Below are 21344 nucleotides of genomic sequence, written 5' to 3' on the forward strand. Positions count from 1 at the left end.
CGGGGGCGATCCGTCCCACTATTTGAACTTGTTCCGCTCGGGCGCATCCGTACGCTCGGGGCTTTAACCAGGAGTTCAGCCCCGATGCACCGATCCATGGATGATCAGCAAACCCCACCGATCCCTCGCCAGGCGCCGCCGGGCGCGCCCTTGAACCGGCACCAGGCGTTTATCGCCAGCCGGATCCCGGAACCCTTGAAACACCCCGGCTCGGCCTGCCTCAAGGCGCTGGCCGGGTTGCAACCGAGCCTGCCGCCCTGGTACGCCAAGGCCGCGCCGGAGACGCGCGCGGCCTTCGAAAAAAGCCAGCATGAACGCTGCGTGAGCCAGCATGAACTCGAGGCGATACTGGAACGCATCCTGCCCCTGGAGCGTTTTGCCGAGCCCTTGTTGAAGGCGGCGATCGCAACGACCTTCAACCTGGAGCTGGACGTCAGGCAGACCTATTTCGTCCGTCGGATGCAGCGCAGCCGCGCTTCCAGCCTGGGCGGTTTTCTCGGCCTTTCGGCGGGGGATCCGCTGGTCCGCAACTGGTACTGGGACATCACGCTGCTGGAGGCTGCACTGCATAACTTTGCCGCGGACGAAGCCGGCAGGTCGCCTGCCGAGGGGGCGGAGTTCATCACCCACGACCACAACACCGACGCGGTGCGGATGACCCATGTCAAGGACCATGAGCTGCCGGTGCGTCCCGAGCGGTTTGCCGCGCTGTGCCGCACCCTGGACCTGGGCGGCCAGTATCAAGCGCATATCAATGCGGTGCTCAACCCGGCCGACGGCATACGCAAAGCCCGAGTGCGCCGGACCTGGGTCAGGCACCTGCGCCATGAGTTGAGCGAGGCGCTGCATCTGGCGCGGATGAAAGACGATGTCCCGGCCGATGCCTATCAGATGCTGATGCAATGGCTGGCGGACCAGGGCGATATCCACCTGGACGGCCAGCGCGTACGGCCTTCGCGGCTGAGGATGCTCGGCGTCGACTTGAGCGAAATCCTCCTGTTCGGCGCCGAGCGCGGCGGCACGCTGCAACGTTGCGTGGTCTATGTGCCCGGCGATGACCTCCAGCCGCTGCGGCATTACGTCTCGACCGCGGCCTTCATGATCGATTTGCGTACGCGCCTGCATGGCGCGAACTTCCGGCGTTTCTTCAGTCGATTTGTCACGGTGCGCGAGCAGCCGGCGTTTTTCAGCGCGCTGAAAAAGCTCCTGGACCCCGGCGACCGGCATGAGTTGTGGGACGACTACAGCCTTGATCCCGGCTTGCGCGTGGGCCTGGATCTGGTCGACCTGCCCCTGCGCCTGGATAGCCGGGCTGCGCTGGATGAAGTGCTGGCCGATCTGTGCGAATTGAAGATCGGCCGGATGCTCGGCGATGCCCGCGCGCTGGCCGTGCCGACCGACGACGAGAACCGTGAAGCGCGGATCGCCCGCTTCATGGCAGTGTTCGACGCCGGCATGGACCTGCTCAACCTGTTGGTGTTCGTGCCCGGCCTCGGCCAGGTGATGCTGCTCGCCATGGCGACCCGGATGCTCCATGAAGTCTATTCCGGGATCGAGGCCTGGGAGGAGGGGGAAACCCGCGAAGCCTGGGCGCACCTGCTCGGGGTGGCGATGAACCTGGCCTTTATCGGCACTGCCGGAGTCGTCCTGCCGCACCTCGACAGCTCGGCATTTATCGACAGCCTGGTGCCGGTCAGCCTGCGCGAGGGCGTCATGCGGCTGTGGAAAGCCGATCTGCGGCCCTACGAACATCAACCGCCGTTATCCGACAAGCCCTTGCCCGACAAACTGGGGCCGCATGATTATCTGAGTGACTATTACCTGCCGCTGGAAGGCCGGCATTATCGGCTGCGCCCCGATGAGCACTGGCCCGGACGTTATCGCGCCCTTCACGCCAGGGCTGACGAACTGCTCAATCCCCATGCCCCGCAGTTTCGCCCGAACGGCGCGGGCGGCTGGCTGCATGAAGTCGACGCACCGCTGGGCTGGGACGACGAACGCCTGTTCGCCCGCTTGAGTCCCGAGGCCGCCAGCCTCGACGGCGCCACGGCCAGGCGCATCATGGACATCTGCGGCATTGATGCCGCGGTGTTGCGCGAGGTGCAGTACAACACGCGACTGCCGCCGGCCTTGCTCAGCGACAGCGTCACGCGGTTTGTCCTCGACCGTGAGCTCGGCCGCCTGGTGCAACGCTTGCAGGCGGGTGCCGCATCGAGCGGCTCCCTGGATGAGTTGCACATGGAGATGCAACTGCTGACCAGTGCCCCGGTCTGGCCCCGCTCGAAAGTGCTGCGGCTGCTCAACGGCTCGGGCCGCACGCTCCAGGAGTATCCGGCCGCTATCGAAGCGCGGGTCCCGCGTATCGAGGTGCGTTGGCCGGGATTGGATGCGGACGGTTTGCTGGAGCAGGTGCTGCGCCAGCTTGACGAGGCCGAGAGCCGCGCGCTGCTGCAGGAGGAGTTCGGGCTCGGCGCGGTCAGCCCGGCGGCGCGTGTGGTGACGCTGCGCCAGCGCCTGGCGAGGGAGGCGCTCAAGCGCCGGGCCGACCTGTTCGACTCGCACTACCGCTACCGCACGCTGCCCGACCGCGATGAGCCGGGCGTGGCGCTGTTGCAGCGCGACTTTGCCGAACTGCCGGTGCGGGTGGCGCAGGAACTGGCGAGGCATGCCGACGGTCGCGAGCTGCAGCAGTTCGAAGGCGGGCGTGTGCCCTTGCGCCTCGCCGAGGAAGCTCGTCACTACCTGCGTCATGTGCGACTGGCACGCCAGTATGAAAGCCTCTACCTCGACTCGGTGAACCAGGCCGAGGCCTATCGGGTCGTGCTGCCGATGCTGGAGACGCTGCCGGGCTGGTCGGCGCGTGTGCGCCTCGAAATCCGCGACGGTACTTTCGACGGCGCCTTGCTGGCGAGTGTCGGGCCGCCGCGTGCGGCGATCAGCCGGGTGCTGATCAGGGACGATGGCCTGTATGAAACCTGTGACGAAGTCGCCCGCGATCTGCATGGCCCGGACGATCTGTATGCCGCCATCCTGCATGCCTTGCCGGATGCCGAACGCACGGCCCTGGGCTTTGCGCATGTCGGCCAGGGCGGGGAACTGAAGCAGGCGTTGCGCGGGCTGCCGACGCTGCCGCGGGACAAATTGGCCGGGGGGCCGCCCGCTGGGCCGGGCAACCCGCCGATGGGCCTGGCCGCCGGACGGAGCGGTTATTCGTTCGATGATCCGGCAGTGGCTGACACACCTCAAAGGCATATCCGGGAAGTGATCCAGTTGGCCCGTGAGGTCTACCCGAGCCACGAATGGCGAACCATGGAGCGCCTGCTCGGCATGGATGCCCCTCGGGCGATTGCAACACCAAGGCGCAACCCGGAACTGATCAAGCTGGCCCGCGAGGTCTACCCGGCCCATGACTGGGAAGCGGTGGAGCACTTTCTTGGCCAGGAGCAGGCCAGCGACCTGGAATTTTCCGGGCGCCTGGGTGATCTGTGGATCGAATATCAGCTTCTCAGCCGGCGCCTGGACAGCTGGATCTGGACCCCGAGTTATTACTCGCAGGACGGGCGCTTCATGGCGGTCTCGGACACCACGCGGCGGCTGGTCGCCGAGGAAATCAAACGCTGCTGGCGGCGTGAGACCCCCGCGGCTCGCGCCACCGTCGGAGCCCTTGCCGGCAGCCGGTTGAAACTGGATAACCAGCGGGTCGGGAGCTTGCTCGTGTTGTCCGCCGATTTCAGCCATGTCAGCGAGTTGAGCCTGAACAGCATGGGCGTGTCCGGAAGCCTCGACGGCTTCCTGGACCGGTTCAGCGGGGTGAACTGGCTGTCCATGAGCGGTAACGATCTTGGCATGTTGCCACCTGCGATCGCCACCATGAAGGGGCTGGCCACGCTGATACTGCCCAATAATGGCATCGTCCTGACGGCGGAAACCGCGGGGCAACTGGCGCGCCTGACGAGCCTGCAAGTGTTGACGCTCGAGGGCAATACCCTTGGTCACCCGCTCGACCTGTCGCGGCTGGGTGCCCTGCGTGGGTTGGGCTTGCGAAGGACCGGCCTGACGGCCTTGCCCGTCGGGCTTGAACGTCTTGATCGTCTGGAAATACTGGACTTGAGTGACAATACGCTGGGGATCGCGCCCGATGTTTCCGCCCTGACGCGCCTGCAACGCCTGAACCTCAGGCACACCGGGATCACCCAGTGGCCGGTGGGGTTTGAGCGTTGCCCGAACCTGCAATCCCTGGACCTGAGTCACAACGGGATCAACCATATCCCGGCGCCGGTCGAGACCCTTATCCGTGCCTTGAGCCCCGCGCAGCGCTGGGTCATCAACCTGCGGGGCAATCCGCTGACCGAGGTGGCCCGTGTCACCGGCTTGCAGTTGGGGCTCGGTGGCTTGGCCGGGTCGACACCGTTGCCCGGTCCTTCTGAAGTGGAGCATTGGCTGGAGGGTGCGGACGCCGAACAGCAGGCGTCCAGAAGCGCCCTTTGGCGGTCGCTGAGCGAAGAGCCGGGCAGCGGCGAGTTTTTCAAGGTTATCCAGAACCTGACGGTATCGGCGGATTTCACCCAGCTTGTCTATCGTCCGGCGTTGATGGCCAGGGTCTGGCGGGTGATGGAGGCGATTGCCGGCAACAGCGAGCTGCGCGTCAGGGTTTTCCGGCTGTCGACGGAAACCGACACCTGTGCCGACGGCATGGCGGATATCTTCAGCAACCTGGATTTCGAGGTGTTGCTGGAGCAGGCGCAGGCCCTGGCGGACCCTGTCGCGCGGGGTGTCGAACTGCTCAAACTGGCGAGAAGCAAATCCCGCCTGCTGGCCCTGAGGCTTCTGGCGGATGAGGAGTACCGCCGACAATTGATGTTCGATGACCGCCCGGATGAAGTCGAAATTCATCTGGCTTATCGGATTGGCCTGGCTCGGAAAATGGAGCTGTTGGCACAGCCCGACGCCATGCTCTTTCAGCCAGTCTCGAATGTCGCGCCACAGCAGATCGAAGCCGCCGGGCGCACGGTGCTGGCGGCCGAAGCACAGGGCGGCCTGGCCCGTGCGCTCCTGGCGCTGGAGCCGCCGTTCTGGCGGGAGTTCCTGGAGGCGCAGCATGCCGCCGAGCTCAAGCTCAATAGCGAGTTCTACTACGCCAGGCTGGAGGCCCTCGAGGAATTGAAGGACAAGCTGGATGAGTGGCTCGAACCCGGGCGCGGCACGGAGGCCGAGCGGGCGAGCTTGCGTGAAGCGATCACGCAATTGGCGCAAGGGCTGGGGATTGCGACGGATCAGTTGTTCAGCGGGCAGCCGATGAGCGAGCAATTCTATCGCGAGGTGCTGGAGGGCATTGCCGAGGAGCAGGGCGGGATGCTTCGGCGTTTGACCCAGGAGGCTCTGGATCGTTTGGGGGCGTCGGCCAGCAGGTAATCTGCGAGAACCGGACTTTCGATCGTTCCCTCGCGCGGGAACGATCAAACTTGAGGCCGGACGCGGTCTTGTGGCGAGCCCGCTCGCCACAGGTTTCGGCCTGGCTTGAGGTCGGTGCCGGAGCCTCGTTGGGATCAGCTCGCCAGTCCGTGCTCGCGCAACGCCTCCGCCGTCAGGCGCTCCATCTCTTCGTTGTATTCACCCCCGATGGCTTCGTAGAGGGCCTGGTATTCGGCGTCGGTCATGGGCCGGGCAAACACTTCCTGCTCGGACTTGCCCAGTGTGCCGGCCGAGGCTTTCATGACTGCTTGCAGCCGGGTCTTTTCTTCCTCGGGCAGATTTCCATTGTTGAACCAGCGCTCCTGTGCCGATTGCAGGTCCAGCAGGGCATCGCTCTTGGTCTCGCGCAGCGTCTCTTTCGCGCTGAGCTCCTGCAGGTACTGGACCTCCATGTATTCCTTCCAGAACTCCTGCTTGAGGATCTGCCTGACCCCATCCAGCGGCTGCTGCTCCTGCTCAAGGATGGCCAGGTAAGCTTCATCCACCTGGGCCGGAGTGACCCCGGCAATTCGGTTGTAATGCATCTTCGAGGCCTGCCAGGGCAGTTCCAGCCGATCCCCCAGACCGATGCGAAAGGCCAGGTAGACTTCCGCTTCATCGGGACGTCGACCCTCGCCCCGGCGTTTGTTGATCACCGCCCGGGCCTGGGCGTTGACCCGGTCCAGGCGCGATTTTCCCTTGGCCAGTTGCAGCAGTTTCAACTCGATCTTGCGGGCGTCCGGCTCGGTGTAGGCTTCATGCAGCAACACGTCGAGACCCATGTCGCTGAACGCCACGGTGATGCCGTCGGCACAGGCGTCCGATTGCGGTGCGTTGGCCTTGGCGAAGAGTTTCTCGCGCAGTGCGGTGTCATCGACCGCGGCGCTGACCATGCGCCGGACCCTGTCCACGAGTCCCGGGCGAATGGCCTCGTCGGCATAGTCGGCCGATTCACGCAGATCGCCGATAACGTGGAAAAACGCTTCGGACTGCTCGATCGGCTCCTCGCCGGCCAGGCGCAGCCACTTGTCGCGAAAGGCCTCCTGCTGCTGGTTGTCGAGCCCTTGCAACCAGGCACTTTCATCGCGCGCGGCGGGCCCCCGCGAACCCTGTGGACTATGTGCCGGCGAGTCACCGCCGCTCAGGTCGGCCTCCGATTCCGAGTCGACTGGTATGTCCAGCCCCAGGTCGATCCCGGTTTCCGTGTGGTAGTCCACGGCGTCATCGAGAAAGTCCCTTGCGATGGGGTTGTGGTAGAGGTTGATGGCCCTGGCGATGCGTTGCCCCTCTTCGCTGGTGTCCAGGGCGGCGCTGGGGATCGTGGTCAGGTGGTTCGAACTCAGGTCCAGATGGGTCAATGCCGGCAGGTCCAGGTAGCCGCTCGGCCACTGGCTGAGCCCGGTGTTGCGCAGGCCGATATGGGTCAGCTCAAGCATCGCGCTGAAATCCGGCGAACGGCCCAGGGCCGGGTTATTGGACAGGTTCAGCTCCCTCAGGTGGGTCAGCCCTTCGAGCAGGTTGGCCGTTTCCTCGGTCAGGACGATACGGTTGCCGCTCAGGTTGAGGTGGACCAGTCCGCTCATCGAACCCAACGCGGGGGGAATCTCGGTCAGGACGCCGCCGCCGATATACAGGCGCTTCAACTGGGGGAAACCCTCGAGGAAACGGTTCAGTCCCCGGGTGATGTCCGGGTGGGTCCCGCTCATGAACAGTTCGGTGACATGGCTGAAGTTGGCCGACAGCGTCGGCAGCCGGGCTGTCGAGTCGTACAGTGAGAAGTTGAGCTGATAGCCTTCCGGGGCGATGCCCAGGAAGGGTTCCCGGCGCCAGCATTGCCTGATCGCCCGGGCAATATAGTGCCTGACCGTCACGCCTATCTGGGGATCCGGCGGTGTACTGACCCAGGTTTCGAGCTCCGTGGACAAGGTGTTGTATTCGTTTTCCAGTGCTTCGAGGCGTTGCACCGCCGCGCCTTCGTTCAGGCCGCGCAGGTCGAGAAAGGCCTCCACATTGCGCCAGTCATGGGTGGGGTAAAGACGTTGCGCAAGCTCGGTGAAGGCCGGGGAGCGGGCCCCCGCGATTCTTTCGGCCGCCTCGGGCCCGGCGGCAGACGGGCCTGGACGACGGGTGGCCAGGCGCCTCGGCGGTGTTTCGTTGGGTTTGCCGGGGGGCAGGCCAAGGAGTTTTTCCATCTCCTTGCGCGGCGGCAACGGCTGATCGAGCACGGTCTGCTTCAGGCTGGCGGCCTCATGGGGACTGGGAAACCCCAGGGCCTTGCGCTCGGTGTCGGGCAGGGCGTGCAGGACACTGCTGTACAGAGTGTCCGGGCCGTGCAGTTCCTGGCCCAGGGCATCATGGGCTTCATACTGGTCGGCTTGTTTAACCAGGACCTTGCGAATCGGTGCCTGTTCCACGCCGAGGCTGTCGAGCAAGGGCCCGCTGAAGTAGGGCTCGCGTATTTCCAGGCGAACCTGATCCGACCAGCCGGGCAGCTTGCCGATCTGGCTGAGGATCAGCTTGTCGGTATCGGGGTTGCTCGTCGCCTCGAGATACAGTCCTTCCCGGGCGCGCGCCAGGCGCAGCTTGCGACTGTAAGCGCGGGCCTCTTCGGCCAGGCGCAACGGCACACGCCTGGCGTTGAGCAGAACCCGCTGTTCGGCCGGACTGGCGTTTCTGGACAATTCCTCCGCGACCGGCGTCGACAGGCTGGGAAACTCTTTGCGGATCACCGCAACGGCGGGGTCGTTGCTCTGGGTGCGATAGCGATAGTGTGAATCGAACAGCGCCGCCCGGCGATTGCTGGCCTGGGTCGCGAGCTTGCGCCTGAGGGCCACGGCACGGGCATCCAGGCTGATGGGACCGGTGCCGAAGTCTTCGCCCAGCAAACTGCGGATCTCGGCCTCGTCGAGGTTTTCCAGGACCTTGCGCAGCAGTTGATTGGCGTCGAGCCCGGGCCAGCGCAGGTCGATGCGCTGCAAGGCTTGCGCCTGGCCGGCGGGGTATTCCTTCAGCGGCACGCCGTGGCGGTCCAGCAAGCGCAACACTTTCGAGGGCGGCCAGACCGGTTCGCTGGTGAGCAATTGCAGTTCCATGTGCAGTTCGTCGATTGAACTGTTGGCCGCGCCACCGCTTTGCAGGCGTTGCACCAGGCGCTTGAGGTCACGGTCGAGCTTGAAGCGGGTCACGCTGTCTTCGAGCAGGGCCGGGGGCGGTTCCTGGTCCAGGTGCAGCAGACGCAGGGCATCGTCGTCGACCCCGCTCAGTTGCATGATTTTTTCCGCCGACGCCGGGTCCAGGCTGGCCGCATCCGACCCCAGCCGGGAAAACAGCTGCGGTTGCCGCCACTGCAAGGGTTGCTCGAACTCATGGAGCCAGGCGCCCTTGCCGTTGTGATAGACCTGCGGTGCATAGGCGTCGGGATTGTTCGGGTGTTGCAGGTGGAAGCGCCTGGCGGTGGCGCCGGGCCTGATCTGGTAATGGCGGCCGTTGAGACCCAGGTAGGTCTTGTCCTGATGGCGATAGAGCCCCGTGGCATCGGGTTTCAGCTCCGGCGAGTCGGGTAGCCGCTGTTCATAGGGGGTCAGGTCGGGCTTCCAGAGTGCCGGCTCGCCCTGGGGCGACTTGATCGGCTTGAGTCCTTCGATAAACCTCGAACCTTCGAAGTCCAGGGTCATGACGGCCCCCAGCCCCAGCAGTTCAACGTTCAGCAGCACGCCCATAAAACCGAGCACTGCCTGCATTTTCTCTTCATGGCTCCATTCCTCGATGCCGTTGTAGAGCTGCACGATCAGTTGCGCGGCGGCGACCGCGAGCATTGCCTCGCCGAGCCCGGGTACCAGGAACAACAGGTTGATCCCCCAGTTCAGCAACGAGCGCAGGCGCGCGGTGCGGGTCTTCTTGTCCTCGTCGTCCGTGGGCACCGCGCTGACCCGGGCGTCGTCGAGCTTCTTGACCGTTTGCAGGACGCAGAACTCGGTGAAGGGGGTGTCCCCCAGCGAGCCTTTCTCCAACTGCAGGCTGGCTTGCGGGGCCGGCTTGCGCTGCCCGCTGACGGGGTCGAGGGGGTTCAGGCAATCCTCGAGGGCACGCAAGAGTGCCGGTTGGGTGCGCAGGTGAACATAGCGCTTGAAGAGCGCCTGATAGATTTTATCCCGCAGCCGTTCCCTGAGCTCATCGTGGAAGGCCTTGAAAGACGGATAGCGCTTGACGGCCTGGTGCGGGTCACCCGACAGATAGGCCACGCAAGGTCGCTCGCCGGTGCTGGAGGGGGCGTCATGCTCGATCAGCAGCACGCCCTTGAGCAGCGCGCCCCAGGCGCCGCTGTCGACGTTCGGAAAGTCGAGCAGGGTCAGGGAGTAGCAGTGCACGGGCCGGTTGTCCCAACGGGTTGTCTGCGTCGGGTCGAGCAGGCTGTGCAGCATCTGGTAAGCCGATTGATCCAGGTTACCCTTGATCAGGGCGATCTCCGCCTGCACCGCCAGTTCGTCGCGCTCCTGGTGCTCGAAGAGGGTCTTGTAGAGCGGGCTTGGGTGGTTGCGCGCGGTACGCAGGAGAAAGTGTTCGATGTACCTCTTGTACTGGCCGCCGAGGTCGAGCCGGCGACAGACGGCAGCGAAGTCCGGGGGCGTGATGGGCTTTTTCAGGGCCGCGGTGCTTTTCCGCAGGATGGCCGAGCCGTGGTCGAAACCGAATGTGCCGGTTTCGCTGCTTTCGAAGTTCTGCAGGGCGGCTTGCAGCAGGCTCTGCACGACACTGTTCTCCCGACGCGGTTCGCCGAGGGTGGCGGCGGCGAGGATATGCACGTGCCGGAGTTGGTCGTGGTGAATGTCCAGGCCCGGGCCATAGTGGTCGTTCAGGGCCTGGGTGAGCAGCGGCGCGGCAAAGTCCCTGGCGCTTTTGAAACCGTGCAGATGGCGCGCCAGTGCGGCTTTGGATATCTGGCTGCGCTTGAGCCGCGTGGCGAATGCCAGGCGTCGTTCGAGGGAAGCCTGGGTCAGCCAGGAGGGCAGTCGCTTGAGGATCAGGCGATGGTTCCTGGTCGATCGCACCTGGCTGGCGGAGGCGGCAAGTGGGCGTTGCTCGGTACTCATGAAGATCAACTTTTTCCGTGAATGAGGCTTTCAGCTTATGCCGAACGCCTGCACTTAAAAGTTGAAAAAGTTGAGTTGAATCAGTCGGTTGATATCAATAATCCGTACCTTTGAAATAGTCGGTTATGGCCTTTTGACCAGCGTCTCATGCTAGTTGGCTGCAACCTCGTGTTGCCGCAGCAACTGTTCGCTCAACTGCTCCAGGGTGTCGCTGTAGGCTTTGGCGATATCGCCGGACAGCCTCAGATAGGTGCTGTCGGTCATGGCACTGGCGAAGGCTTCGCCGGGTGTCAGCCCGAGTGTCTGGGCCGACTGTTTTATCGTCTCGGCCAGGTCGGCGTTCTGCTGCTCGTCCAGGGGGTTGCCGCCGAACCATTCGCGTTGTGCACCCAGCAAATCGTCGAGCGCGCCGATCATCTGGTCGCGCTGCTCCCGTGGCGCCTTGAGAGGCCCTTCCTGAAAGCGTTCCTCCAGATAGTCCTTCCAGAACGGCTGGCTGACCAGACTCCTGGACATTTCGCCGGGCTGACGCTCCTCGGCCAGGATGGCCTGGTAAGCCTCGTCCAGCTTCGTGTTGTCCACACCGGCCATCCGACCGTGATTCATTTTCCGGGCTTGCCAGGGCAACCCGAGCCTTTCGGCCAGGCCGATGCGAAAGGCCAGGTAGATCTCCGCTTCATCGGGATTCGCCCCGCTGTCCTTGCGCGCATCGATCAGGCGCCTGGCCTGGCGGTTCACCTGTTCCAGGTGCACTTTACCCTTGGCCAGTTGCAGCAGCTCGGCTTCACGGGCTTCGAGGGGCAGGGCCCTGGCCTCATACAGCAGGACATCGAAGCCCATGTCGCTGAAGACCACGCTGATCCCGTCTTCACAGCTGTCCGGATCCGGTGCATTGGCGCGCCTGAACAGCTGCTCGCGCAGTTCGGTATTTTCCGCGGCGGCCCTGACCATGTGCCAGACGCGCTCGGACAATTCAGGACGATGTTCGGCGCTGAGATAGTCGGCGGAATACCTGAGGTCTTCCAGCACCCGGAAAAACGCCTCGGAGGCTTCGACATCGTCGCTGGCCAGCCGCAGCCACAGGTAACGCCTGGTTTCCCGTTCCGACCGGCTCAGGCCCTCGATCCAGTGGCTGCTTTCACGCGGCACGGGTGAGGGGGTGCCCCAGCGGTTATGCCGGGTGCTGGCGCGTGATTGCGAGCGCGAACCGCTGCTCCAGTCCGATTGATCCTCGCTTTCGATCAGCACATCCAGGCCCAGGTCGAGATCGGTTTCCATTCGATAATGGTCGACCCGCTGGCGCAGTGCTGCCGGTATCGGGTTGCCTTCCAGGTTGATTGCCCGGTTGAGGCGTTGACGTTGCGGGTCGGTCCCGAAGACTTCGTCGGGAATGTCGCTGATGCGGTTGTCGCTGAGGTCGAGGCGTCTCAGGGCCGGGAGATTGGCATAACCCGGCGGCCAGTCGCGCAGCCCGGTGTTGCGCAGGTGCAGGTAGGCGAGGCGAGTCAGCGGGCTCAGGTCGGGGAGCATGGACAGGGCGCTATTGTTTTCCAGGACCAGTACTTCCAGGCCGGTCAGCTGGGTCAGGGGACCGGAGTTGACCGGCGTCAGGACGATCTGGTTGGCCTTGAGGTCGAGGTGCCTGAGCGCTGTCAGCCGGCCAAGAGCCGGGGGGAGGCGGGTGAGGGCATTGCGGCTCATGTCCAGGCGTTGCAGGCGTGGGAAGGCGTCGAGGAAACTGTCCAGTTCCGGCGCGACGTTGAGCCCCAGGCCGCGCAGATGCAGTTCGCTGACATGTTCGAAGTTTGCCGAAAGCGCCGGCAGACGGCCCACCGGATAGCCCGCCAGGCTGAGCTGGCGACCGCCGATGGGCAGGCCGTCGGCATCGCAGGCCAGGTCTGTCTCATGGCGCCAGCAGCGCTTGATCTGCAGGGCGATCTGTTGTTTGCCGTGGGCCTCGGCGGAGGACTGGGGTTCGCCGAGCCAGGCGTCAAGCTCGTCTTCCAGGGTGGCGTATTCAAGCTCCAGCGCCCGCAGTCGCCCGATGCCCGCGCCCAGGCTCATGTCCCGCAGGCCATGCAGGGTTTCCACCTCGCCGAGGCGCAGGGTCGGATACAACTCCTGGGCGAGGCGGTTGAATTCGAATGAGCGCAGTGCCCGGCCCACGCCGCGCCCGCTCAGCGGGTAGGCCAATTGTCCGTCGGCCAGGTGCATCGGCGGTATGTGCTGCGGTTTGATGGGCGGCAGGCCGAGGCGCTCGCGCAACGTTTCGCGGGGCGGCAGCGGCAGTTCGAGGAGCTTTTGCCGCAGCTGCGCGCCCTGACCGACATGGGGCAAGCCGAGGGCGGCCCGCTCGGCGTCCGGCAGGGCATGCAGCACTGCCGCATAGAGGTCGTCCGGGCCATGCAGTTCCTGACCTTCGGCGTCGCGGGCGGCATAACGCTGGCCCTGCTTGATCAGGACCTTGAGCGCCGCGGCCGACTCGGGGCCGATGCTGTCCAGCAGCGGCCCGTCGAATGCCCCGTCGCGGATTTCCAGGCGCACGGTGTTCGACCAGCCCGGCAGTTTTTCCAGCATGGGCAGGATGACCCGGTAGGCCTCGGCCTGGTCGACCGAGTCGAGACAGGCCTGTTCGTAGAGCCGGGCGATACGGACGTTGTGCAGGTAGTAGCGGGCCTCCTCGGCCAGGCGCAGGGGCACTGATCCGGCGGCGAGCCGTTGCAGTTCGGCGCTGTTGGCGTGGCTGACCAGTTCCCTGGCCACCAGGCTCGGCAGCGAGGAGAAGTCCCGCTGGAGTACCGCCACCGCGGCTGACGGATTGGCCGGGCGGGTGCGAAATTCATAGTGGGAGGCGAACAGGCTGTGCCGCCGCTTGAACGCTTCCCTGGCCAGTATCTGCCGCAGTTGGCGGGTGCGCGCCGGCAGGCTGAGGGGGCCTTGTCCGAACTCTTCGTCGAGCAGGCTGGCGATCTCGGGTTCGTCGAGCCGGGTGAGCACGAGTTCGAGCAAATCATTGGCATGCAGGTTGTCCCAGGTGGCGTCTATGCGGGTCACCCGGGCGTCTATATCGGGTGGGTACTCGGTCAGCGTGACCTTTTGCTCATCGAGCAAACGCAGCACTTTCGAGGCCGGCCACACGGGCCGGTGGGTCAGCAGTTGCAGGGTCATGTGCAACTCATCCCGTGAATAACCCAGGGCATCGCCCCGTTGCAGGCGGGCGATCAGGCCGTCGAGGTCCTGGTCGAGCTTGAAGCGGATCAGGGTGTCGCGCAGCAAGGCCGGGGGTGGCAGGTTATCCAGGTGCACACTGCGCAGCACATCGCCGTCGATGCCGCTGATCTGCATGACCCGCCGGGCCGTGCTTGCGTCGAGGGCCGCGGCCTCCGGCCCCAGGCGGGTAAACGCGCGCAGGTCATCCCAGGCCAGCGGCTGCTCGAACTCATGGACCCAGGCACCGGCGTCGTTGTGCCGGAAGGTCGGGGTATAGGCGTCGGTTTTGCGTGGGTGTCGGGCTTGATAGCGGCGGGACGCTGGCTGCGGCTTGAGTTCGTAGTATTGGCCGTCGATCGGCAGGTAGGTCCGGCCCTGATGGTGATAGAGGCCCATGGCATCGGGCTCCAGCGTCCGGGGCAGGACAGGCTTGTGGGCGAACGGCGTCAGGTCGGGATTGAACAGGCGTATATCGCCATTGGGCAGCGTCACCGCGCGCAGCCCATCGACAAAGCCGGCACTGGCGATCGCCGCGTTTTCGGCGGCTGCCGCGGACGCACCGGCGGCCCCCAGCGCGGCGATCAACGCGAGGTTTTGCAACACGCCGGTCAGGTAGGCCCAGGCTTGTGCTTTTTCGCCCACGGCGAAGCTGTCTATGCCGTGGAAAATACTGTTGCCCAGTTGTACCGCGACCACTCCCAGCATGATTTCCCCCAGCCCCGGGACAACGAACGCCGCGACATTGAGGATATTGAGGGCAATATTGAGGTAGTGCTGCAGGCGTGCCGTGAGGCTTTGCCGGTCTTTTTCCTCTGTGGGTACCGCGACAAACAGGGCATCGGCGAAGAAGGTCTCGACCTTCTGTTGGTAGCGCTGGCGAAACAGGTAAGCGCCGATTTCCTCGCCGGCGACATCGAGTTTTGCCCGTGGGTCGGGTGTCGGCTGATAGAAATAGCCGTTCCATTGCTTCGGGTTGAGGCGTTCCTGGAGCTTGTCGAAAAAGCGGGTCCGCTCGTGCTGGGGAATGAAGCGGACAAAGAACTTCAGGTAATCGAGCGTCCGCAGCTTTTCCCGCAGGTCGTCTTCGAAGGCGGTGCGGGAAGGGTATTGCTTGATGGGGTGGAAGGGATCGTCCGGCAGGTAGACCACCCAACTGCGGGCATGGTCGGCGGTACGTACGACCAGAATGCCGTTGAGCGCGATCCTCAGCAGGCTCAAGGTAAAGCAGCGTTGTGGGTGTCCGGCCGGTACCGGCACTTCCTTGCCCTTGGCCACCTCCAGCATCAGCCGATAGGCGGTCTCGTCCAGATGGGCGCGCAGGAAGGCGATATGCACCTGGGTTTCGAGGGCATAGGCGTCATGGACGGTGAAATGGCCGCGAACAGCGTGCTGCGCCGCCAGCGCCGCTTCCCCAGCCCTGGCGGCGGGGAAGAACACTTCATTGAGATGTGCCTGGTACTGCCGGCCCAGATCCAGCTTGCGGCACAGGGCGGCGAACCTGGCCGGCGAAAGGGCCAGCCGCCGCGCGTCCGGATCGATGGGATTGCCGCTGTAGATCGCCGCCGCGTCGCCAGGTGCGTCGAGCCTGCCTTCCTCGGTTTCCCGGGCTTCGTAGTTGTGCAGCGCGGCGTGCAGCAGGGTGGAGATGGATGAGCGGAGGTCGCCCGGGATGCCCTTGGTCGGGTGCAGGATGAAGGTCCGATTGGCGTCCAGCACCTGTCCGAACTCCTTCTTCAAGGCCTGTTCCAGCAAGGGTTTGGCGAAGGCTTCAATACTGCTCATGTTGCGCAGCACGGCCTGGACCTGGCGCTGGTAGTGCAGGCAGGCGGTGTAGCTTTTATGCAGTTGGCTGAAGATCTCCGGCGCTTCTTTCAACACCGGCAGGTCGGCGGCCAGTGCGCGTTGCCCCAGGGCCAGGTGCGTTGCGGTGTCGGCCTGGACCAGCCATCCGGGGAACTTGCCCTTGACCCGATCATAGTGGCGCCCCCGATGCCCTTGGAGCATGGGGGGACGGCTGGGGGGAGTGGCGGACCCGACGTCCGCCGAAGTATTTGCTGTCATGGTGTAAAGCCCGATTCGTTATTCGAATGGGCAGCGTATGCGGCGTATCGCTTGGGCCTGCGGTAGGTATTCACCCGATCAGGCGGTGAAATCAGCTGCTTGAGACTGGCCAGGTCACGTCATCGGCGAAGATTTTCCCGTCGGCGGGCCAGTTCAGCACTGTCCCGCCGGTATCGGCCACCCGGTCGATCAGCTGATCGTAGACCGCGCTGTTGTCGACACCGCTCCAGGTTGCACTCTCGATGTCGGCGGCGGTTTGTCCGGCGGCCTGATGGATCGCGCGAACACTGGCGGCACGGGTCAGGCTGGAGTTGACCAGCCAGATCCGCCCGGCACTGACACCTCTGTCGGAGACTGAAATATGCCCTTCGAGATCGTCATAAGGCAGGAAGTTGTTTGTCCGGGAGTCAGGGTTGAAAAAGCGATTTTCCTGCCCCGGCACGACCTCGACGTTGCGGGTATCGATCATGTAGATGAAGCTGGTGGTCTGCCGGTGTCTGTAGGTGGTATAGCCGCGTTCGCTGTCGAGTGAAATCGGTGTGCCGGAGCCCGAGCCGTTCGATGCCGCTTCACTCTGTTGAGCGGTGCTGCTCGAGGCTACCGACGAAGCGGTATGGCTGGTATTCGACGCGCTCTCATCCGCGCTGCCCTCGCTGTCGGCGTCGCTGCCGCTATCCGACTCGGGGCGCCTGCCGGGATATTTGTTGGTTTGCGTGTTGTAACGCAGTTGGCCGATGCCCGGCCCGCCACCCACACTGTAGTTTTTCGCGTCGCTCAGGCTGAAGGTGGCACTCAAGGCTTTTTTCGTGGTCGAGCCCGGTGGATGGTTTTCACGGGCGAGCATGCAGCCATCCCTGGCCAGCTCGAACGGCGTGCGATCTTCCGTCCTGAACATGGCGGGGATATCCGTGCGGTACAGGCAGCCATGGATATTTGTCTGGTAGCCGATCCTGAGCAGGAAGGCTTCGAGGAATGGCCGGCTGTAGTAGGCGACGAAGTCCGGGTCGAGCGAGTGCGCTTCAAAGTTGCGGATAGTGCGGATTTGCGGCAGCACTTCCTGTTCCAGCAAGTCAAAGCGCTGTGGATCGGTTTCGGTCTCCGACTGAAGTTTGTGTGTCTGCGCCCAGTCAGGGAGTTTGGCGTGTTCCTGGAGTGCCTGTTGCAGGCGAGGCAGCATGCTCGGAAGCAGGTTGTATCCTTGCAGGATCTGCCCGCGCTCTTCAGCGCTCTTGTCCGGATGGGCCCATTTCAGCGCCCGTATCAATTGTTCCCTGGTCCTGCCTGCCTGGCTGGCGTTGGCCCATTGAGGCTGTTTGCCGGTGGTTTCGACCTCGGAGCGGAAGCGGCTGATGTCGTTGCCATGAAGCCCGTAGTGTTCCCAGATCTCGTGGTCGGTCCAGGAGGGCAGTCGTTCGGCGGCAAGCGACTGACCGCTTGCGTCCATCCGCCCCTCTGGCGGGTCAACCAGTACCCAGTGGTCGTCGTCCTTGCTGAACGCGTAGACGTTGTCTTCGGCGTTATCGGCATCCAGCTTTTTCAGGCGGTAGTAACCCTGGCTGTCAGGGCCCGCGAGGCGGGTGTAGGGGGGCTGGCCGGAATAGCTGAGTTTGGCCACGACGACAGCGGACGCTCGTGGTGTATCGGCCGCACGGCTCTCTTGCGCCGATGGCTTGGGCGCGGCCGCCGGATCCTCAACCAGGCGTGGCCGTTTGCGTGGTGGCGGGCTGGCCGTGGTCTGATCGACGGACACCGCCATGGGCTCCGTTCCCCAGGTGCTGCGGTTGCCTGTCCGATAAAGCGCGGGGCCGGATGGCAGCAGTTCATTGGCGCGTTTTGCCCGGTAGGTATTGAGTTGTACGTCATACGCGACCATGACCGTACCGCCGTCATCGAGATCGACATATAAACGGTTCTTGATGATCCGCAGGCCTTGCGGGTCGGGTGGCGGCAACGCCCCGGTCGTGCTGACCCGGTAGCTTTCCAGTGCCGCGGGGATGGCGGTCCTGGCCTGATCCGGCAGATCCGTCAGTTGCAGGTTCTGCTCCGTTGGCGTGTTGGCTGCCGGTCGAAGAGGGGCGGCAGCCTCACCGCCGGAAACCGCCGGGTTGTCCAGGTGGTGTGGGCGCAGGCCGCTGCCATGTGGCCCCGTGGGAAGTGATGGCCGCAAGGATTCGGGAAGGTCCGGCGTCTTGGGCACGGGTACCCTGATGGTGGACGATGTGGGTTTGACCGGGGTTCTTGGAGACATGGTGATACCTGCCAATTAAAGAAATAAACATCCTGTTCAGGATCTGTCATCAGTCGGGTATTGATACGGGGCGATCGCGCAGACGGATGGCCGCGTAGGCAGGTTCAGTATCCGCTCCGTGAATTCGGCAGGTGCGGTACATAGATAGGCGCAGGGAGGGTTTGTCATCGAATGACAGGAAGGCAGGAACACGAAGGGGAGCCGAAGCTCCCCTTGAATGTGGTGTTGTATGCTCTTTTCTTATTATTGAGGGGCGGCCTGTTGTTGTTTTTGTCGACCGTGACCCTTTCTCGCCGTTTAGGTGACCCCCATCCGGGGTCAAAGAGCAAACGTATTTTTTTGAGCGCTGATCTGCTTTATCAGGTGATCCAACCAGTTCGGGAGCTACCTTGAGGTAGTTTTATTATTCTCTGTCCGGTTGCGGGTGACCCGAGGGTTCCCTGAAAGCACACCTTCTCCAAAAAAATCTGTTAGCTGCGTCTCTGCCGTGTTGTTTTTGTTATGTCAGAGTCGGTACGTCTTATTTTTATGGGTTTGCTGCTTTTTATTCTTGTTATGCAAGAGATATAGCAGGTGGCGTGCCAACTTTTTAAAACCCTTTTAAATCAAGGACTTGATCTTTTTCGTGAACCTTCGGCAAGGGCCAATGTCGTGAATCTGTTTCCGTGTTACTCGTTTGTGTTTCCAGACGGTAACACCCGGACACATTCACACCGCCTGCCGTGCCTTGGCGACCCGGGAGCCAGTAACACGGCCCAGCACGGCACAGATTTCCTGGCCTGCGAGAAGCAACTGGTCGAGGTCGACACCGGTGTGGATGCCCAGGCCGTTGAGCATATAGAGCACGTCTTCGGTGGCGACGTTACCGCTGGCGCCCTTGGCGTAGGGGCAGCCGCCGAGGCCCGCGATGGAGCTGTCGAAGACCGCGATGCCTTCGAGCAGGCTGGCGTAGAGATTGGCCATGGCCTGGCCGTAGGTGTCGTGGAAATGCCCGGCGAGTTTTTCCCGCGGGACGCTGGCCGAGACCACTTCGAACATCCTCCGGGTGGCGCCCGGGGTGCCGGTGCCGATGGTGTCGCCCAGGGACACTTCGTAGCAGCCCATGGCATACAGCTCGCGGGCCACGACGGCGACCTGCTCGGCGGCGACCGGGCCTTCATAGGGGCAGCCGAGCACGCAGGACACGTAGCCGCGCACCGTCACGCCATGCTGGCGGGCGGCGTCCATGATCGGCACGAAGCGTTCGAGGCTTTCGCTGATGGAGCAGTTGATATTGCGCTGGGAGAAGGCTTCGGAGGCGGCGGCGAATACCGCGACCTCCTTGACCCCGGCGGCCAGCGCATCTTCGAAGCCGCGCAGGTTGGGGGCCAGGGCGCCGTAGGTGACCCCGGGCTTGCGCTGGATACGGGCGAAGACTTCGGCGGAACCGGCCATCTGTGGCACCCATTTGGGCGAGACGAAGCTGCCGACTTCTATATAACCCAGGCCGGCATCGCTGAGACGGTCCACCAGGCGGACCTTGTCGGCCACGCTGATGGGTTGGGCTTCGTTCTGCAGGCCGTCGCGGGGGCCGACTTCGATCAGGCGTACGTGGGTGGGTAGGGACATGGGGGATACCTTTTTTGGTGATGTGGGAGCGGCCGGCCGAGATGCGATTGTCCGAGAAGCTTTTAGCGCTCTCAAGGGCCTCTTCGCGGGCAAGCCCAGCTCCTACAGGATCGGGTCGGCCTGCTGTTCCAGGGTCTGCAGGGCCTGGTGGCAACGTTCCTCGGCGGTGTCGAGTTCCAGTTGCATCTGTTCGATATCCAGCAGTTGCTGCTCCAGCTGTGCCCGGCGCTCGGTGATTTTCGCCAGCATGCTGTTGAGCTGTTTCTGGTTGCCGCTGGTGGGGTCGTAGAGTTCGATCAACTCACGGCATTCGGCCAGGGAAAAACCGATGCGCTTGCCCCGCAGGATCAGTTTCAGGGTCACCTTGTCCCGGGCCGAGTAGATGCGTTCCAGGCCCTTGCGCTCGGGGCTGAGCAGGCCTTGCTCTTCATAGAAGCGAATGGCCCGGGTGGTGATGTCGAGCTCGCGGGCGAGGTCGGAGATGCTGTAGGTCTGGCTGCTCATGAAAGCGCTCGAGGAAGGTCATGGCGCTAAGCTAAGGGCTGCTTGACGTATACGTCAAGCACGCCGGCAATACGCGGTCTCCCTTGTGGCGAGCGGGCAAGCCCGCTCGCCACATTCAGGCCTTGTCGAGCTTCTTCTCATGGGCCGTGACCTGTTGGCACAGCTCGATCATCTGCTCGCGCATCCAGCGGTTGGCCGGGTCCTGGTCGGTGCTTTCGTGCCAGTAGAGGTGGGTCTCCACTGGCGGCACGTCATTCACCGGCAGCGGGAAATAATGCAGGTCATGGCGGCGGGCGAAGCGCTCCGGCACGGTCATGACCATGTCGGTCTGCTGCAACACCTGCGAAGCCATCAGGTAATGTTGCGAACGCAGGGCGATCTTGCGCTGGATGCCCATCTTGCCCAGGGCCAGGTCGACATAGCCCAGGCCGTTGCGGCGGCTGGAGATATGGATGTGAGTGAACCCCATGTAGTCATCCAGGGTCAGCTTGTCCTTGCCGGCCATTGCATGGCCCTTGCGCATGGCACAGACATAGCGGTCTTCCATCAGCTTGACATGACGCACCTGGGGGTCGGTGTTGAGCGGCGCGTCGACGGCGAAGTCGATACGCCCGGCAGCCAGCTCCTTGGTGGTCTCGCGGCGCTTGGAGAGGAAACTCTCGATCGCCACCGTCGGCGCCAGGCGGCGCAGGCGCTGGAACAGCGGCGGCAGGATCACCGCCTCGGTCAGGTCGGTCATGCTGATGCGGTAGGTCTTGTTCGCCTGCAACGGGTTGAAGATCCGGCTTTCCTGGACCGAGATACGCAGCAGCGACAGGGCGTTGCGCACCGGGCCGATGATGTTCTGGGCCATCGGCGTGGGCACCATGCCCTGGGCGGTGCGCACGAACAGCGGGTCGTTGAAGGTCTCGCGCAGCCGCGCCAGGGCGTTGGACACCGCCGGCTGGGTGATGCCGACGATCTGCCCGGCGCGGGTCAGGTTGGCCTCGGTATAGATGGCGTCGAAGACGATGAAAAGGTTGAGGTCGACCTTGCTCAGATTCATTTCGCGGCGCTCTTATTGTTAGGGTTCGATCAGCCGATCATATATCGGTGATGAATGTTAATACACGGTGAGAATAGCTTTGGTAAATTTTCGTAGCTGATCTAGCATCGATTCCATGACCCCGACC

The 21344-nt window shown here is 63.7% G+C and carries 7 protein-coding genes; 1 reads left to right on the plus strand and 6 read right to left on the minus strand.

What is annotated here, in order from left to right:
- Positions 1–84 precede the first annotated feature (84 nt).
- Positions 85–5412 carry a dermonecrotic toxin domain-containing protein gene (locus CWE01_RS28430; protein WP_157815298.1) on the plus strand — a complete coding sequence of 1776 codons (5328 nt, stop codon included), beginning with the start codon at positions 85–87 and terminating at the stop codon, positions 5410–5412.
- 134 nt (positions 5413–5546) lie between these two features.
- Here the strand turns inward: CWE01_RS28430 and CWE01_RS28435 are convergent, their stop codons facing one another.
- The 6 genes from CWE01_RS28435 to CWE01_RS28460 all read right to left on the minus strand — a co-directional run bounded on the left by CWE01_RS28435 (position 5547) and on the right by CWE01_RS28460 (position 21217).
- Positions 5547–10541 (minus strand): dermonecrotic toxin domain-containing protein, encoded by a 4995-nt coding sequence (locus tag CWE01_RS28435; RefSeq protein ID WP_100943894.1) that lies wholly within the window; start codon positions 10539–10541, stop codon positions 5547–5549.
- 150 nt (positions 10542–10691) lie between these two features.
- Positions 10692–15755, minus strand: a complete 5064-nt coding sequence (locus tag CWE01_RS28440) for a dermonecrotic toxin domain-containing protein (RefSeq protein WP_177410522.1) — start codon at positions 15753–15755, stop codon at positions 10692–10694.
- 148 nt (positions 15756–15903) lie between these two features.
- Positions 15904–18060 carry a hypothetical protein gene (locus tag CWE01_RS28445; protein ID WP_157815299.1) on the minus strand — a complete coding sequence of 719 codons (2157 nt, stop codon included), beginning with the start codon at positions 18058–18060 and terminating at the stop codon, positions 15904–15906.
- A 708-nt stretch (positions 18061–18768) separates the two neighbouring features.
- Entirely contained in the window at positions 18769–19668 is a 900-nt protein-coding gene (locus CWE01_RS28450) for a hydroxymethylglutaryl-CoA lyase (protein WP_100943897.1), read from the minus strand.
- A gap of 102 nt (positions 19669–19770) precedes the next feature.
- The gene (locus CWE01_RS28455) at positions 19771–20172 is read right to left on the minus strand and encodes a MerR family DNA-binding transcriptional regulator (protein WP_100943898.1); all 402 of its coding nucleotides are present in this window, start codon (positions 20170–20172) and stop codon (positions 19771–19773) included.
- Positions 20173–20287: 115 nt separating this feature from the next.
- Positions 20288–21217, minus strand: coding sequence for a LysR family transcriptional regulator (locus tag CWE01_RS28460; protein ID WP_100943899.1), 930 nt, complete (start codon positions 21215–21217; stop codon positions 20288–20290).
- Positions 21218–21344 lie beyond the last annotated feature (127 nt).

This window comes from Pseudomonas sp. QS1027 (genome assembly GCF_002814235.1).
Classification (GTDB): Bacteria; Pseudomonadota; Gammaproteobacteria; order Pseudomonadales; family Pseudomonadaceae; genus Aquipseudomonas.

Excerpts from the sequence above, each read along its gene's own strand:
- CWE01_RS28430 (WP_157815298.1), top strand. The coding sequence starts at position 85 with ATGCACCGATCCATGGATGATCAGCAAACCCCACCGATCCCTCGCCAG.
- CWE01_RS28435 (WP_100943894.1), bottom strand. The coding sequence starts at position 10,541 with ATGAGTACCGAGCAACGCCCACTTGCCGCCTCCGCCAGCCAGGTGCGA.
- CWE01_RS28460 (WP_100943899.1), bottom strand. The coding sequence starts at position 21,217 with ATGAATCTGAGCAAGGTCGACCTCAACCTTTTCATCGTCTTCGACGCC.
- CWE01_RS28445 (WP_157815299.1), bottom strand. The coding sequence starts at position 18,060 with ATGTCTCCAAGAACCCCGGTCAAACCCACATCGTCCACCATCAGGGTA.
- CWE01_RS28450 (WP_100943897.1), bottom strand. The coding sequence starts at position 19,668 with ATGTCCCTACCCACCCACGTACGCCTGATCGAAGTCGGCCCCCGCGAC.
- CWE01_RS28455 (WP_100943898.1), bottom strand. The coding sequence starts at position 20,172 with ATGAGCAGCCAGACCTACAGCATCTCCGACCTCGCCCGCGAGCTCGAC.
- CWE01_RS28440 (WP_177410522.1), bottom strand. The coding sequence starts at position 15,755 with ATGCTCCAAGGGCATCGGGGGCGCCACTATGATCGGGTCAAGGGCAAG.